Source organism: Paeniglutamicibacter sp. Y32M11, from assembly GCF_019285735.1.
GTDB lineage: Bacteria > Actinomycetota > Actinomycetes > Actinomycetales > Micrococcaceae > Paeniglutamicibacter.
Genome location: NZ_CP079107.1, coordinates 1,369,940 through 1,386,776 on the forward strand (window position 1 = coordinate 1,369,940; position 16,837 = coordinate 1,386,776).

Sequence of the window (16,837 nt, forward strand, 5' to 3'; positions counted from 1 at the left end):
CGGGCCCGCATATGAGCATCGGCACCGAAGACGCGACCCAGAAGCTGGGTTCGATCCCCGCCATGGGCCAAGCCGAGACGATGAAGCTCAGCATCATCGATACCACCGCGGTACTGGAGCCGATCAAGGATCCTGTTCCCGAGCTGACGCCCGACCCGGCGCAGCTGCCCATCGGCAAGCACCTGGCCGGCTACCTGCAACATCTGGCCGTCGAGCGTGGCATGGCTAAAAACACCGTCAGTGCCTACCGGCGGGACCTTTACCGCTACGCCGCGTTCCTCGATGCTCAATCGGTGCACGAACCGGCCCAGGTGAACCTGGGCAACCTGACCGCCTTCGCCCAGGCCGTGCGTGATGGAGCCGACGGCGGCGCCCCACTGAGTGCTCGCTCCGCGGCACGCACCATTGTCGCCGTGCGCGGACTGCATAAGTTCTGGGAGCTTGAGGGCATCGCCCCGACCAACCCGGCCGTTGACTTACACCCACCGACCCCCGGGCGCCGACTGCCCAAAGCCATTTCGGTGGCCGATGTGAGCGCCATCCTGGATTCGGTATCCACCGAAACCTCCGCCGGCCTGCGCGATAAGGCGATCCTCGAATTTCTGTATTCCACCGGGGCCCGAATCTCCGAGGCAGTGGGACTCGATGTTGATGACCTGCACCTGGAACGCCCGGCGAGTGGACCGGCCGTGGTGCGACTCTTCGGCAAGGGCTCCAAGGAACGCATCGTCCCGCTGGGTTCCTACGCCATCAACGCGCTGAACGCCTACCTGGTCCGTGGGCGGCCCGAGCTGGTAGCCAAGGGCAAGGGCACGGCGGCCCTCTTCCTGAACCAGCGGGGCGGGCGGCTCTCCCGCCAATCGGCGTGGTCGGTACTCACCAAGGCCGCCGAACGCGCGGGCATCGAACAAGATGTCTCACCGCACACCCTGCGGCACTCCTTCGCCACCCACCTTCTAGAAGGTGGAGCCGATGTGCGTGTGGTTCAGGAGCTGTTGGGCCACGCCTCGGTGACCACCACGCAGGTTTATACCTTGGTCACCGCCGACACGCTGCGGGAAATCTACGCCGCGGCGCACCCCCGAGCCCACCACTAGGGAAGGCACCGCCATCACTAGGCCGCACCCATCGCTCAGTACCCCGATCCGGGTGGTCTTGTGCCTGCCGGTGGTGCATGGAGTCGACGGCACCCAGATTCTCCTGGGGCTGAAACAACGCGGGTTCGGTGCGGGCAAGATGGTGGCACCGGGTGGGAAGATCGAAGCGGATGAGAGCCGCGAGCAGGCGGCAGTCCGCGAACTATTCGAAGAGACCGCGCTGATCACCGAGACCGATGCGCTGCTGCCAGCGGCCCGGGTGTACTTCCGCTTCCCCGCGAACCCGGCCGCGGACATGGACTGCACGATCTTCCTCACCACCGCCTTCAGCGGTCTGCCGGCGGCCTCGTCCGAGCTCATCCCGCAGTGGTATCCGGCGGATAATTTGCCGTTTGGGCAAATGTGGGACGATTCGGCACTATGGCTGGGTCGAATTCTGGCTGGCGAACGGTTCGACGCCCTGGTGCGCCTTGCCACCGACAACGAATCGGTAAAACACTTTGCCACCATCAACTGGCCGGGAACAAAGATTCCCGCCATCGATGCAACCGAAGCCGACTTCCCGGACATTACCTAGGCATGAGGCAGCACCCGAAACCGGGTGTCTTGAGGGGGAGGGAACCCATGGGTGCAAGAACCGCGTTGCATGTGGAAGAACTGCACCGGCAGTACTCCCAGCGCGTTTACGGCTACGTCTACCGCCGAACCACCGATGTGCAATTGGCCCAGCAGATCACCAATGACGTCTTCCGCATCGCCTGGCAGCACCAGAAGGAACCTTCCGCGGAGGTGTTGCCCTGGCTGCTGGTGACGGCACGGAACCTTATCGCCAATGAATTCAGGGCCCGGCGCCGCCAACGCAGCCTCGTTGAGAAGCTCGGTGGTGCCGAACTGGCCCGCCGCCCGGAGCCGGAGGATGACCCCGGTTCAGCGGTCCGCGACGTTCTGAACACCTTGCGCCCGCAGGAGCGCGAAATCCTCATGCTCGCCTACTGGGATTTGCTGAGCATCCTCGAAATCTCCTCGATCCTTGAATGTTCGCCCGATTCGGCCAAATCACGACTGTTCAGGGCGCGCAAGGCCTTCTCCAAGAAGGCACCGAACCAGATGTTGAAGGGTGGAACCTCAGATGGACAACATTGAACAGCTCCTTCGAGACGCCGACCCTCGCAGGCACCGGGATTCCGCCGGACCCCTTCCCCTGGACTTGGCTGAACCCGGCCCGGTCTTTGCCCAGCAACCGGTGCGCCAAGCACCGAGGCCACGGCGCTCCTGGGGACCGGTGGCACTGGGCGCGATGGTCACCGCCGCCGCGGTGGCCGCGGTGATTTTCTGGTCGCCGTGGAACGCTCCGCTGCCCGAGCCCGGCCCGGCGATCACCCCCACCCCAAGCCCCACCGCGCCCTCGGAAAGCAGCTCGGCGAATCCGACGACGCCACCGGAGTCTGGTGCACTGCCCAACGGGTTGTTCCCCGCCTACGACGGCGTGCACTTTGCCGACGATCAGGCGTGCCGCGCCCTGTCACTGCCCCAGCTGCAGGTCGCCGACGCCCGAGGAAAGCTCAGCACGCCGGGCTATGACACAAAGGCCTTCGCCATCATCGGCTGTGTGCAGGGATTTGCCGCCTTCACACCCAGCGACCAGTTTAAGGTCGAACAGCAGGTCGAGGACACCTCCGGCGGCATGCTGATAGCGACGTGGGATCCGGCGGCCGAGCACTGGGTCAGTTCGCCAACAAAACTCACGGACGACGGTGTGGAGGTGCACCAGGAGTACCTCAGCTGGCCCCTGCTGCGTGGCTTTACCTATGAAGCGGATCAAACCCCGGAACAACGCATGAACTTGGCCATCAAAGAGTTGGGAATCGACCCGGAAATCGTTGCGGAACTCTTCGGCCCGAATGTGCCGTCGTGGATGGAAACCGAAACCGGGGTGGAACGTGTTCCCTACGGTAATTCGGTCCTTGAAGTCACTCATCCTGCGTGGACCCAATACGAATTGCTCCGTGACTCCGAGGGCAAAGAAATGGACCAGGTAACCAATGATCCGAGGGACGCGGCCACCTACCATTTGACGTTCTTCGATGCCCACGGAAAGGCGGTCTTCAACCTAGCCATCTTCGACGATGACCGGCCCGGGGAGGATGGTACCGAAACCTGCAACGACCCGGCAGGTACCTACACGCTGAACGGGCTGAGCCCCACCTCCGTCGTGGTTGATGAGGGGAAGCTGGCCCTGGGGCTGATTACCCAGAGCGACTACTTCGGGATTGAGCGCTCGGCGGTGTCGTTGGTTCCGGCCGACAGCGCCGCGCAGGGCAAGCTGTGCGACCTGGCCACTGCCTTCCACCTGAACGGGAAGATGGTCCAATCCGACGCCTGGACCGGCTACATGGGGTTCAAGGACGCGGCAGAACGCGATACCTACCTGGCCTCCAGCGAGTACCTTCGGGCACAGGAGGTGGCAGCATCACTGAGGCTCAAGTAGCTGGTGCTGCGGCGTTACCGTCCGGGGACACCGGGCGGTAACGCCGCGGTAATGTCCTGCGGTCCATGCTGGTGGAGGGATATCCATAACACGGCACCTGACAGGAGCGGATCATGGTTTTGCTGACGGCCCGGGAACCAAACCCCGAGAAAGACGGCGCGGCACGAGGCGTTCTTCCGGCGGGAATCGATCCACAGGCACTCAAGCGGCACCTGATCAACCTGTCGGACGGACGCTTTTCCGCCGGCGGGCAAATGCGCACCACCCCGGAGGACGTTCAGGCGATCTTCGCACGCCACCTACCCGAGTTTGTTGCCGCCAACGGCGGACGCGACGTCCCATTGCTCTTGTGGGCCCACGGCGGGCTGGTGGATGAAAACTCGGGAATTCTCGGGGCAGCGCGCCAGATCCCGTGGTGGCTGGCCAACGGGGTCTATCCGATCTTCTTTATCTGGGAAACCGGGCTCTTTGATGCCATCGCCAGCCTGCTCGGAGCCGCCCCGCGCGAGGCGGAGATCGCTGTCCCGGCCGAGCGGGGCTTCCTGCAGGACGCCTGGAACAAGGCCTTGGAACTGCTAGCTCGCCCCGTGGGACCCAAAATCTGGGGTCAGATGAAACTTAGCGCCGCTCAATCGGTGGCCGACGACGGCGGTGCGCTGTATGTGGCCCGGGAGCTGGCCGAATATGTTCAGAAAAACCCGCAGGCCCTTCAGCTGCATGCGGCCGGGCACTCGGCCGGCGCGATCTTCCATTCGCACTTCCTGCCGGCCTACGCCGGGCTGGATGCTGGGCAGGGCTTCTCCACGCTGAGTCTGCTGGCCCCGGCCATCACCACCGACAACTTCAAGCAACGACTGCTGCCGCTGTTGGGGACCGCCAACGGGGTAGATCACCTGGGTATGTTCTCCATGGACTCGAAGCTGGAGGAGGAAGATAACGTCATTGGTCTCTACCGGCGCTCGCTGCTCTGCCTGATTCGCGCCTCACTGGAGGTCGAGCCGAACACCCCGATTCTGGGTCTGGCGGAATCGGTGGCCTCCGACGAATCGCTGACCCAGCTCTTCGCCTCGGCGAGGGCCGACGCGACCTGGTCGATATCCGCAGGCGGACCCAAGTCGGGGCGCAGCGCCGCGCGGTCTCACGGTTCCTTCGATGATGACCCCGATACCATGACCAGCGTGCTGTGCCGAGTACTGGGCCGCGAGGACGTCATCGGGTACGGCGGCGCCCGGCCGACTCCGGAACCTGCTGCCGCCGTGAACCCCGCGCCGTCCATCGTGGTACCGGACCTCGGGCACGGCGCCAGCTCCGGCCCAGCCGGAGAACGCTACGCCCTCTGCGTGGGCATCAACGACTTCCAGAACCTACCGCGCGGTTCGTGGCTTAACGGCTGCGTCAACGACGCAAACGACTTTGCCCAGGTCTTGGGGGCTGGGTACGGATTCACCGACCGCCAGATCGAGGTGCTCACCGACGCCGGTGCCACCAAGGCAGCGGTCATGGGCAAATTGCGAGCGGCCATGGACCGGGCGGCAAACGACGGACTGAAGCACCTGGTCTTCACCTTCTCTAGCCACGGAACCCAGATCCCGGATACCTCGGGTGATGAAGCAGACCAGTCGGACGAGGCCTTTGCCACCTATGACCTGAACCAGGCCGGGGACCAATGGGACCCGGCCACCCTGATCTCCGATGACGAACTCCACGACCTCATTTCCCGGGCGCCGCAAGGGATGCTGGTCGAGGTGGTCCTGGACACCTGCCATAGTGGTGACGGACTCAAGGCGCTGGACCTGCTGCCCGGGCGGCGCCCACGGTTCCTGCCCCCACCCACGCCGATCGGCCTGGAGCGCACGGCAACGGCGGACCCACGGGCCTTCCGCGACCTCGTGTCACGCACGGGCGCCGGGGCGCGCCCGGTGCTGCTGGCAGGCTGCCGCTCGGACCAGACCTCTGCCGATGCGATATTCGAGGGACGTTATAACGGCGCGTTCACCTACTACCTGCTGCAGGAGCTGCGCACCGACCCCACCCGCACCCGCAAGTTGATTCTGGCCGCCGTCATCAAATCACTGACCAAGGGCCGCTTTGACCAGCGCGCGCAACTGGAAGGCCCCGTCGCGGCCAAGAACTCGCCGTGGGGCAGCGCCTTCGCGCCCCGTTCGCGGTGAACGATGTCAGTGCCGACACCGCATCGCGCCGGAGATCTGAGCTCACTGACGGTGCTGGCCCAGGGACCGCACTTGATGGACGCCGCGGATCAGCCCATGACTCACATCCTGCGTGTCCCCAGCGAACGACTGCTCACCGGACCGTTGGGCGCACGCCTAGAGGTGGTGGTGCTTGGTCCGCGCGGGCGCAGGGAAAACCAGGTCTTGAGCCTCGGCGACTGGGGAGCGGAAGACATCACCCCGCCGACGGATCCCGCGAACCTGCCAACGGACCGCCGCTTCCTGGCTCAGCAGGCCTACGCGGTGGCGGCACACACCCTGGCGTCTTTCGAGCGGGCGCTGGGGCGTCGGATAGGCTGGGCCGGCGGGCGCAGGCTGACGCTGTACGCCAATGATCCGATCGACTACCGCAACACCGGCTACTCCCCGGAAGACTGCTCCATCAGGTTCGGGATGATTCACGATTCACGGCACCACAACAAACTCCCGCTGGTGCTCTACCGGGATCTGGTGGCGCACGAGGTCACGCATGCAGTGATCGACGGATACCGGCCGCGCTGGGGTGATGCCCACGCCGGGGCCGATCAGCTGGCGCTGCACGAGGCGCTCGCCGACCTCGTGGCCATGCTGGGGGTCTTCACCGCCGAATCCGTGGTGGAAAAGATCATCACCGTGGAACTTCAGACACCCGGCGCCACCCTGGAATCCATCGATTCGACGCTGCTAGCTTCGGGACTCTTCCGCTTTGCCGACAACCTGTTCAGTCACGACAAGGCGGCACGCGATCCGCTGACCGGGGAGCTGTCGGCGAACTGGCGCCAAGATACCGACCCTCATCGGCGTGCCGCCGGGGTCGTTCGCGCGGTGCTGGGAACCGTACTGCGGTTGTGGCGGGCGGAGCTGGGGCGTCCGGGTCGCCGCTCAAGTGTTCACCAGGTGGCAGCGGCCGGTGCCCGTATTGGCGAGCGGGTGCTGAACATGCTGCTGCGTGGCCTCGCCTACATGGCCCCGGTCGATGTGGGATGGGAGGATTTGCTGCGCGGGATCCTGGCCGCCGACGCGGTGGTGGTCCCGCAGGACGAGCGCAACTACCGCGGCGCGCTGCGCTCCTGCTTTGCGGAGGTCGGTATCCTGGCCGGGCCGCCCCATGCCCTGGACGGGATGGCCGAAATGCGGGAGCTCAATTACCCGGTCCGACTTTCCGCCCTGGGTGCGGACCCCGACGAGGTGCTGCGTTTCATTTGGGATAACCCCTCGCTGTTGGATGCGGCCAAACTCGATCCGGTGGCAAGGATCACCATCGACCGGGTGCGCCCCAGCCTCAGGATCAGTCCCGATGGTTTTGCCGTCGCGGAAATCGGGGCTTCCTTTGTCCAAGAACTGCGTCTGTCCCCGGCCGAGGCCAAGAGGCTGGGCCTGCGCACCACGGCGGCGGTGGTGTTGCGCGGCGGGGGCCTCCTGCGCTTTGACGAGGGCGGACGGTTGTGTTTTGCCGCACTGAAGCCGGTGCTGGATGTGGGACGCCAACAGGAACTGATCAACGGGGCCGATGCCGCACGCAGCGCCGCCCAACGGATGGGCAACTCGATGTTCCACCCACCGGCCGCATCGCAGGCTCCAACACCTTGACCCCGGCCTCGGTAGGGTGGACGATTTGAATGGTGGCTGAATCATCCAGACGGCAACGGACGGGCGAAGGGGGGCTGCCCACCATGGGCATTGAGGATGGGCTACGGCATTTTCACTATGGGCTGTGCCTGATGCCGTCGTGGGGGCTGTGGCGTAACGGGTGCGAGATCGAGGTCTCCCTCCGTCAGCAGCGACTTCTGGCTGTTTTGGCGGTACACGGCGCCTGTCGACGCGAATTGATAGCGGGAATGTTATGGCCCGAGTCGCCCGAGAGTTCCGCGCTGGATAACCTGCGGGTGAGCATCCACCGCGTGACCAGCGGCCTGCCCAACCTGATTCACACGAACCGGCATGTGCTGGAGCTTTCCGAATGGGTCGGGGTTGATCTGCATCGGGAATGGGAGGTGCTTGAGGGAACTGCAGGTCCCGGGAACGACAAGCCTCCCGGCACCACACCCCTGCTGCAGGGCTGGTACGAAGACTGGGTGCTCAACGAACAGGTCCGGCTGTTACAGGCCCGGACCGCCTATTGGCGCAGGACCGCGTTGCAGTGCCTGGCCCGCCACGACTATGCCGGCACGGTGGAATCGGCGGCCCAGGGGTTGTTCCTTGATGTGTTGGACGAGGCCGCGCTGGAAATTATGGTCGTTGCGCAGCTGGCCCTGGGCCAGTGTGTTTCGGCGTTGCAGGCGATTGTTGGATTCCGCAGCAGGGCCCGGAAGGAGTTGGGCATAGCCGGTTCCCCGACGTTGGACCGACTCGAGACCCAGGTGCGCCGTGCCGCGAATGCTCCGTACGCCGGGTTCTCCGTCGGCGGACCGGATAGATGGAGCATCTAATCAGGCTCGCGGTGGAGGTGCATCGCCGACACCCCACGCCCCGGCAGGTCATGGAGCGGTAACGGGCTGATAATTTCCCGGTCATGGATGCGCGCCTACGCTGAGGCATCACCGCGGCGGACGGGTGGGGGCCGCTAGGGGCAAGAGGGCGGTTCTGACACCGTGGGCGTCTTTCGTGGTGAGTCCACAAGGGGAGAAAACCATGGAGAATATCCAACAGGGCACCGATGTCGTTTTTGAGCGGCTCGTGGCCGCCCGGCGCGAGCACGTTGTTGCCCTTCAGAAGGCGCAGTCCAAGGAGCTGGCGGACCTCGAGACTCGCGGGCAGAGCCGGCTGGCCAGCCTGAAGAAATCGTTGCCCAAGGAACTCGCGGCCTACCTCACCCAGCAGGAAGAGGCCGAGTCCAAGGTAGCGGCGGCAGCGCTCAAGGACAGTGAAACCGCGGCCGCTCGGCTGGCGGAGGCGGAGGCGAGTGAGTCCACAGCGCTCCAACTGGTGCTGGGCAACGGACCGGCGGCCGCCGCCGTGGGCTGGCTCAGCCCGTATTACGGAACCCTGCACGGTTCCGACGGATCGGTGTATTGGCAGGGCTACAACCCCGGCAACATCGATGCATCGTGTTACGCCAACGGAGCGGGCTCGGGCATCTTCGGCACCGGTGTCGGTTCGTTCACGGTGTACATGGATTGGTGGTTCACCTTTAATGCACCGGAGAACCGCAACTACGCGCAAACGGTCTATGTGCCGTTTAACGGTTTCTACATCGTGCGTGCCGATGACGGCTGGTTCGATTCGAAGCAGGCCAATGTCGACATTTCGCTCTCGGCCACCGGCTACCAGTACAACTACAAGCCCACGGGAAATGCCAACGTGCTCTCGGTGGGCAACGACAACATCAACGTCAACGATCGCTTCGACGGCTGGCGCACCATGTACTACTCCGATCTCTTGGGAGCAGACCGCGCTTACCTGCTGGTGAGCGCCAAGCTATCGGTGTATGCGCGCGGCGGCGGTTCCACCGCACAGTTGGACTTCGCCAGCGGCAACGCCAACTACTTGGGCGTGCCTCTGGTCTACGTCAGCTGAAATGCCATTCCGCGCGGTGCTGTGCCGGGTCAGCTGCCCGGCACAGCACCGCGCCCACCACCCCATCCCTGCACCACCGGCTTGTGAAGGAACCCCCATGAAATACAACAACCAGCCGCTCTGCGTCCCGCGGAACCCGGCACCACGCCAACTGCCCCCGGGCATGCCCATCGAACGCGAACGCCTCCTGCGACTGTTGGCCAATGTGTGGGTCAACGGCACCGAACTGCACTACTTCCTCATCGATGGTGCGGAGCCGCAGCGCAAGGCCGTGCGTGACGCCTTCGCCGAATGGAAGGCACTGCCGCTGGGCTTGGACTTCACCGAGACCACCACCCGCGCGGCCGCCGAGGTACGGATCTCCTTCGATGCGGCCGATGGTTCCTGGTCCTATGTGGGCCGGGACGTGCTCGGGATTCCCGCCACCGAGGCGACCATGAACTTCGGTTGGGATTTGACCGACGACTACGGGCATACCACCGCGTTGCACGAGATCGGGCACACCCTGGGGTTACCGCACGAACACCAGAACCCGTTCTCCGGCATCGTATGGGACGTGGAGAAGGTCTATGCCTACTTCACCGGATCCCCGAACTTCTGGACCCGGGCGCAGACCGAGTCGAATGTTCTGCAAAAGTTCTCCACCACCGAGGTGGATGGCTCGGCCTGGGACCCGGACTCCGTGATGGAGTACTGGTTCCCGGCCGGACTGATCCTCCAACCCGCGCAGTACAGCAGCGGGCTGATGCCCGCCGGTGGGTTGTCGGCTCCCGACCGCGAATGGGCCAAGAAGTTCTATCCGGGTTCGGTGCCGGGGCCCGAGGTTCTGGTGCCCTTCGTCTCCCGGCCGCTGAGTCTGGGCCCCGGCGCGCAGGCCGACTTCGTTTTGGAACCGGAGGCCTCACGGCAATACACGATCGCCACCTTCGGCGCCTCGGACGTGGTGCTGGTGCTCTTCGAAGACGACGGCGGCACGCTGCGCTACCTGGGCGGGGACGATGACAGCGGCACCGGGCTAAACGCCAGGCTGCGTGTGCGATTGCTGGCCGGGCGGCGCTACGTGGTGCGGCTGCGTCTATACTGGGCCGGCGGAAGTGGGGATACCTCGATCATGTATTGGTGATCCGTAGTAGCGATCCCCGGGCACAAAAATGGCCGCTTGGCCAGAGATACCATCTCTGTTGCCAAGCGACCATTTTCTGCGCTTACAGCGCGCGCTGCTCCGGGCCGTTGTAGGCGGAGAGCGGGCGGATCAACGCGTTGGACGCCCGCTGTTCCATGATGTGAGCGGTCCAGCCGGTAATGCGAGCGGCGATAAAGATCGGGGTGAACATCTCCGTATCGAAGCCCATCAGGTGGTACGTCGGACCGGCCGGGTAGTCGAGGTTCGGCTTGATGGCCTTGGCCTCGTCCATCGCGGCTTCCAAACCGTCGTAGAGGCCCAGCATTTCGCCGCGACCATAGTGCTCGATCATCTTATCCAGCGCGGACTTCATGGTCGGCACGCGCGAGTCCCCGTGCTTATAGACGCGGTGACCGAAGCCCATGACCTTCTTCTTGGCGGCCAGCGCTTCCTCCATCCACGTCTTGGCGCGTGCCGCGGCATCCTCACGAGATTCGTTTTTATCGATCCCGATTTCGTGGAAGGTGTGCATGACTGCCTCGTTGGCGCCGCCGTGCAGCGGGCCCTTGAGGGCGCCGATGGCTCCGGTGACGGCCGAGTGCAAATCCGAGAGCGTGGAGGTGATCACGCGTGCGGTGAAGGTGGAGGCGTTGAAGGAGTGCTCCGCGTAGAGCACCATCGAAACGCGGAAGGCATCAACCACTTCCGGCGCTGCCTCCTCGCCGAAGGTCATCCACAAGAAGTTCTGCGAATAGTCCAGGTCCTCGCGCGGTTCCACCACATCAAGACCGCGCCGGCGTCGCTGGTCGTAGGCGACCACGGCCGGGAACGCGGCAAAGAGTTCCTTGGCCTTGGACAGCTCGGCGGCCGGGGAGGAATCCTCGGCCAGAGCGTGGTTGGCACCAATGACCGACACTGCGGTGCGTCCCACATCCATCGGGTGGCAATTGGTCGGCAGCAGATCGATGGCTGCCTTGACGTTCGGCGCCAGGGCGCGTCCGGCACGTTCGGCCTTCACGAATTCTGCCAGTTCGCCCGCGGTGGGCAATTCGCCGGTCCAGAGCAGCAGAGCCACCTCTTCAAAGCTCTTGGCCGCGGCCAGATCCTGAACGGGGTATCCGCGATACAACAGGGAATTGGTGTCCGGGTTGACCTTGGAGACGGCCGTGTAGTCGACGACGACTCCGGCCAGACCCTTCTTGATTTCAGTTTCAGTCATCACTTCGCTCCTGTTTCTTACAGATTCGCGTTGTTCGAATGGATATCTAGATCCGGGACCTGGAAGTTGAAGATCCCGGTGTCGAAGCGGTTGTACGCCTCATAGTCAACCAGCTCGTAGAGTCGGGCACGAGTCAACATCGAATCTACCCGAGCTTCCTGCGTTCCGTCGGCCTTGATCGCATCCAATACGCGCTCGGCCTCACCCATGGCGCCGCGCAGCAGCGTAACGGGGTAGATGACCATGGCGACGCCGGTGTCTGCCAGCTGCGCTCGGGTGAACAAATCCGATTTGCCGAATTCCGTCATATTTGCCAACACCGGAACGTTGACCGCCTTGCAGACGGCCTCAAATTCACTCAGGTCCTTCATGGCCTCGGGGAAGATGGCATCGGCGCCGGCGTCCACCAGCGCCTTGGCCCGGCTGATCACCGCGTCAAGCCCCTCCACCCCGCGCACGTCGGTGCGGGCCATGATCAGGAAGTTCGGATCGCGGCGAGCATCTGCCGCCGCGGCGATGCGTTTGACCATGGTCGCCAGATCCACCACATTCTTGCCATCTAAGTGGCCGCAGCGCTTGGGGTTGAACTGGTCCTCGATGTGGCAGCCGGCCAGGCCCGCATGCTCAAGTTCCTGGATGGAGCGGGCCACGTTCATCGGCTCACCAAATCCGGTGTCCGCGTCCACCAGGGTCGGCAGGTCACTCATCCGGGCGATCTGCCCGGCGCGGGTCGCCACCTCGGTCAGCGTGGTCAGGCCGATGTCGGGCAGGCCCAGATCGTTGGCCAGCACGGCGCCGGAGACGTACACGCCGTCAAAGCCCTTTTCACCAATCAGCTTGGCCGAGAGCGGGTTAAAGGCTCCTGGGAACTGACGTGCCGTACCGGGGACCAGCATCTCGCGCAGTGCCGCGCGCTTCTGCTCGGGAGTGACACTCGAGTACAACATTTAGAACAGTCCCTTGGGTGCCGCGGCCAGATCGATGACGCCCGGAGCCGCCACGATATTCAATTGGTTCAGCTCCCCGGCTCCCAATTTCTCCAGGTTTTCGGCCGCCGCGATGAAGCGATCGATTTCTTCCTCAGCCACCAGACCGGTGGCCAGGGTGCGGAATTTGTTGATGTACTGCTCGCGGGCGAAGGGCCGTGCGCCCAGCGGGTGAGCATCGGCCACGGCGATCTCATCGGTGATCACCGTGCCATCGGTCAAGGTGATGACTACCGAGCCGCCGAAGGCCTTCTCGTTGATGTCCAGTGAGTGGTAACGGCGTGTCCACTCCGGGTCTTCCTCGGTGGTGACCTTGTTCCACAGCGCGATGGTCTCTGCTCGACCGGCACGCTCGGGGGAGTAGGAATCCACGTGGTGCCAGGCACCGTCCTGCAGGGCCACGGTGAAGATGTACGGAATCGAGTGATCCAGGGTTTCGCGGCTGGCGGTCGGATCGTACTTCTGCGGGTCGTTCGCGCCCGAACCGATCACGTAATGCGTGTGGTGACTCGTCTTGATCAGTACCGAGGCGACGTTGTTCGCATCCGCAGCTTCCGGGTGTTCGCGGTTCAGCTTGCGAGCGAGGTCGATCCAGGCCTGGGCCTGGTATTCGGCGGAGTGTTCCTTGGTGTAGGTGTCCAAGATGGCGCGCTTGGCCTCGCCGGTGCCCGGCAGCGGCACCGTGTACGCGGCGTCTGCCCCATCGAGCATCCAGGCGATGACTCCGTCTTCACCCTCGTAGATCGGCACCGGGGAGGTCTGACCGCGCATGGCGCGGTCGGCGGCTTCCACGGCCATCTTGCCGGCAAACGCCGGGGCGTGGGCCTTCCAGGTGGAAATTTCGCCCTTGCGTGACTGCCGGGTGGCGGTGGTGGTGTGCAGGCCCTGGCCCACGGACTGGAAGATCGTTTCAATGTCCAGGCCCAGCAGGGTACCGATTCCGGCGGCGGCCGAGGGGCCCAGGTGCGCCACGTGGTCGATCTTGTGCTTGTGCAGGCAGATGGCCTTGACCAGGTCGACCTGGATCTCGTAGCCGGTGGCGATGCCGCGGATCAGGTCCTTGCCCGACGCCCCGGTGTGCTGGGCGACGGCCAGGATCGGCGGGATGTTGTCACCCGGGTGGGAGTACTCCGCGGCCAAGAACGTGTCGTGGTAATCGAGTTCGCGCACTGCCACGCCGTTGGCCCAGGCTGCCCACTCGGGGGAGACCTTCTCCGAGATGCCGAAGACCGAGGCGCCTTCGCCTCCGGTGGATGGGGCGTGGCTCAGTGCCTGGGCACGAGCTGCGATGATCGGGCCGCGGTTCAGCGAGGCGATGGCCACCGAGGCGTTGTCGATGACGCGGTTGATGATCATTTCGGTGACCTCGGCGCTGACCTCGACCGGATCTGCAGCAACGGCGGCGATCTTGTGGGCTAGCTGATCCTCGCGGGGAAGATTCTCTTCACTTCGGTAAACACGTACTGGGTGATTGATCATTTAGGTGTCCTCTCTGGAACCGGCATGGTTTTTGATGTGTTCAAGGCTGTGGTGCAGGTGTAGCTGCGTGGCCGCCGCTGCGACATCGGGATTTCGGGCGGCGATGGCCGCGGCGATGGAGGCATGTTCGATGGCCGAGGTGGCCAGTCGTTCGGGGTCATCCTGCGCGAGGCGCCGGATGCGGGCCAGGTGCACCCGTAAGGATCGCAGTGCCTGCTCGATGTAGGGATTGGCCACCGCCGCATCGATGCTTCGATCGAGTTCGCCAGCTAATTGGAAGAAGGACTCGCGGGTTTCGATCGTGGCGGAGCGACCCGCCTCGAGGAATCGGGCGCTGAGCGCGGCAAAGACTGCCGGATCGGCAGTCTTTGCCGCGATGCGCGCCGATTCGATCTCCAGCGCACGGCGGAGGGCGAAGAGATTGTCAACGTGTTCAAGTGAAACATCCGAGACCATGGCACCGCGGCCGCGCTCCTGGATGGCCAAACCATCGGCCACCAATCGAGCCAGTGCTTCGCGTAGTGGAGTGCGTGAGACGCCGAGGCGTTCCGCCTGTTCCACTTCGCCAAGCATGGCACCGGGACGCAGTCGCCATTCGACGATGTCGGTTCTTAATGCCTCGTAGGCCTTATCACTTGCCCTCATGCCATCAATTGTATACAGAAATCTCTTGAAGTCACGTCTCGTGCCCATTTTTTTCCCAAATATTCCATCTATGTATACAAAGACCTTGAAATTACGTGTGCTGCGTCATAGGCTCTTAGGCACCAGAACACCCCGAGACATGAATGGATGGACGGTTCGCATGGCACCGACCTACGCGCAAAGATTTGCCGAAGCCACCAGCGACCCCGCAGCCTTCTGGCTCAAGGCTGCCGAGGATATTGAATGGGCGATCAAGCCCAGCACCGCTCTTGATGAGAGTCGGGCCCCGATCTACGCCTGGTTCCCGGATGGCACCCTTAATGTTTGCCACAATGCCCTTGACCGCCACGTCGCGGCCGGCCGCGGCGAGAGCACCGCACTGATTTATGATTCCGCTGTCCTGAATATCCAGGAGCGATACAGCTACAACCAGCTGCTGGCCAAGGTCGAGCTGTTCGCCGGTGTCCTGCGTGATGCGGGAATCGGGGTGGGAGACAGGGTGCTGATTTACCTGCCGATGATCCCGCAGGCACATATTGCGATGCTGGCCTGCGCCCGCATCGGAGCGGTGCACACCGTGGTCTTCGGCGGCTTCGCCCCCAAGGAATTGGCCTCACGCATCGATGACGCAGCTCCAATCGCCATCCTCACCGCAACCGGCGGCATCGAGCCCTCCCGACGCATCGAATACCTTCCCGCCGTGGACGAAGCGATCATTCTGGCCAGCCACAAGGTGCCCACCGTCATCGTTACCCACCGCGACGGTTTCGCCCACGAGCTCTCCGAATACGGAAGCCCCGAGACCACCTGGCAAGACTGGGATGAGTTGGCGGCCGTGGCCACACCCGTGGCCGCCGTCCCCGTCCCCGCCACCCACCCGCTCTACATCCTCTACACCTCCGGCACCACCGGGGCACCGAAGGGTGTGGTGCGCGACTCCGGAGGCTACGCCGTGGCCATGGATTACTCCATGACCAACATCTACGGCGTGGGCCCCGGCTCCACCATGCTCACGGCCTCGGACGTCGGCTGGGTGGTTGGACACTCCTACATCGTCTACGGGCCACTGATTGCCGGGGCCACCACGGTGCTCTACGAAGGCAAACCCGTGGGAACCCCCGACGCCGGAGCCTTCTGGCGACTGATTCAGGATCATCAGGTGGACACCTTCTTCACCGCACCCACCGCGCTACGCGCCATCCGCAAGGCCGACCCGGAAGCAGAACTCTTAGAGGGCTATGACATCTCCAGCCTGAAGAACTTCTTCGTGGCGGGGGAGCGACTGGACCCGGACACCTACCACTGGGCCGGAGCCAAGCTGGGTGTGCCGGTGGTGGATAACTGGTGGCAGACCGAGACCGGCTGGCCGATCGCCTCCAGTCCCGTGGGCATCGAGAACATGATCCTGAAGGCCGGATCACCCTCCGTTCCGGTCCCCGGCTACGACGTGCGGATCCTTGATGGGTTGGGTGAGGAGGTTTCCGCGGGGGAAGAAGGCAACATCGCCATCAAGCTGCCACTGCCCCCGGGCACACTCGCCACGCTCTGGGGCAACGACCAGCGCTTCATCGAGACCTACCTGCAGCATTTCCCCGGCCATTACGCCACGGGGGACTCGGGCTACCTTGATGAGGACGGCTACCTCTTTGTGATGGGTCGGACCGACGATGTCATCAACGTCTCCGGGCACCGACTCTCCACCGGTGCCATGGAGCAGGTCCTAGGCTCTCATCAGGCCGTGGCCGAATGCGCCGTCATTGGGGTTGCCGATGAACTCAAGGGCCAGCGGCCCAGCGGCTACGTGGTGCTCAAGAGCGGGGTGCAGATCTCCGAGGAGGTGCTGGCCAAGGAGCTCGTTTCCATGGTGCGGGCACACATCGGCCCGGTCGCCGACTTCCGCGAGGTGCGCATCGTGGCCGCGCTACCCAAGACCCGATCGGGGAAAATTCTGCGCAAGACCATGCGCCAGATTGCCGACGGCAAACCCTACACGGTGCCCTCCACCATCGAGGACCCCAACGTGATTGAGGAACTGCTGCCGTTCTTGCGCCCCACGGGCTAAATAAGCGCAGAG

14 protein-coding genes are annotated in these 16,837 nt (G+C 64.0%); 10 read left to right on the forward strand and 4 right to left on the reverse strand.

Annotation, left to right across the window (positions count from 1 at the left end; translation table 11 throughout):
- The first annotated feature begins 11 nt into the window (after nt 1–11).
- The 9 genes from xerD (at nt 12) to KUF55_RS06040 (ending at nt 10,434) form a co-directional block, all read left to right on the forward strand.
- Entirely contained in the window at nt 12–1,097 is a 1,086-nt protein-coding gene (xerD, locus tag KUF55_RS06000) for a site-specific tyrosine recombinase XerD (protein WP_218818294.1), read from the forward strand.
- 70 nt (nt 1,098–1,167) lie between these two features.
- Nucleotides 1,168–1,674, forward strand: a complete 507-nt coding sequence (locus KUF55_RS06005; protein WP_218818295.1) for an 8-oxo-dGTP diphosphatase — start codon at nt 1,168–1,170, stop codon at nt 1,672–1,674.
- A gap of 47 nt (nt 1,675–1,721) precedes the next feature.
- A complete protein-coding gene (locus KUF55_RS06010; RefSeq protein WP_218818296.1) occupies nt 1,722–2,240 on the forward strand; it encodes an RNA polymerase sigma factor in 519 nt (172 codons plus the stop codon).
- Complete coding sequence (locus KUF55_RS06015; protein WP_218818297.1) at nt 2,227–3,585, forward strand: hypothetical protein; 1,359 nt, start codon at nt 2,227–2,229, stop codon at nt 3,583–3,585. Before KUF55_RS06010 ends, KUF55_RS06015 begins: the two co-directional genes overlap by 14 nt.
- Before the next feature lie 113 nt (nt 3,586–3,698).
- Entirely contained in the window at nt 3,699–5,756 is a 2,058-nt protein-coding gene (locus tag KUF55_RS18700; protein ID WP_255557351.1) for a caspase family protein, read from the forward strand.
- Between the two features lie 3 nt (nt 5,757–5,759).
- Complete coding sequence (locus KUF55_RS06025; protein ID WP_218818298.1) at nt 5,760–7,385, forward strand: hypothetical protein; 1,626 nt, start codon at nt 5,760–5,762, stop codon at nt 7,383–7,385.
- An 83-nt stretch (nt 7,386–7,468) separates the two neighbouring features.
- On the forward strand, nt 7,469–8,224 hold the full coding sequence (locus KUF55_RS06030; RefSeq protein ID WP_218818299.1) for a hypothetical protein: 756 nt from the start codon (nt 7,469–7,471) through the stop codon (nt 8,222–8,224).
- 202 nt (nt 8,225–8,426) lie between these two features.
- Complete coding sequence (locus tag KUF55_RS06035; RefSeq protein ID WP_218818300.1) at nt 8,427–9,311, forward strand: hypothetical protein; 885 nt, start codon at nt 8,427–8,429, stop codon at nt 9,309–9,311.
- 97 nt (nt 9,312–9,408) lie between these two features.
- Complete coding sequence (locus KUF55_RS06040) at nt 9,409–10,434, forward strand: M12 family metallopeptidase (protein ID WP_255557352.1); 1,026 nt, start codon at nt 9,409–9,411, stop codon at nt 10,432–10,434.
- Between the two features lie 82 nt (nt 10,435–10,516).
- Here KUF55_RS06040 and KUF55_RS06045 read toward each other — a convergent pair whose 3' ends face one another.
- From KUF55_RS06045 to KUF55_RS06060, 4 genes are read right to left on the reverse strand one after another with little or no spacing between them, the layout of a single operon-like run.
- The gene (locus KUF55_RS06045) at nt 10,517–11,653 is read right to left on the reverse strand and encodes a bifunctional 2-methylcitrate synthase/citrate synthase (protein WP_218818301.1); all 1,137 of its coding nucleotides are present in this window, start codon (nt 11,651–11,653) and stop codon (nt 10,517–10,519) included.
- Nucleotides 11,654–11,670: 17 nt separating this feature from the next.
- A complete protein-coding gene (gene prpB, locus KUF55_RS06050) occupies nt 11,671–12,600 on the reverse strand; it encodes a methylisocitrate lyase (protein WP_132364653.1) in 930 nt (309 codons plus the stop codon).
- On the reverse strand, nt 12,601–14,118 hold the full coding sequence (locus KUF55_RS06055) for an MmgE/PrpD family protein (RefSeq protein WP_218818302.1): 1,518 nt from the start codon (nt 14,116–14,118) through the stop codon (nt 12,601–12,603).
- Complete coding sequence (locus KUF55_RS06060) at nt 14,119–14,763, reverse strand: GntR family transcriptional regulator (protein WP_132364657.1); 645 nt, start codon at nt 14,761–14,763, stop codon at nt 14,119–14,121. It lies immediately after the preceding gene.
- 160 nt (nt 14,764–14,923) lie between these two features.
- On the opposite strand from KUF55_RS06060, the gene KUF55_RS06065 reads away from it, so the two are divergent.
- Nucleotides 14,924–16,825: an AMP-binding protein gene (locus KUF55_RS06065; RefSeq protein WP_218818303.1), complete on the forward strand. Its 1,902-nt coding sequence runs from the start codon at nt 14,924–14,926 to the stop codon at nt 16,823–16,825.
- Nucleotides 16,826–16,837: the final 12 nt, after the last annotated feature.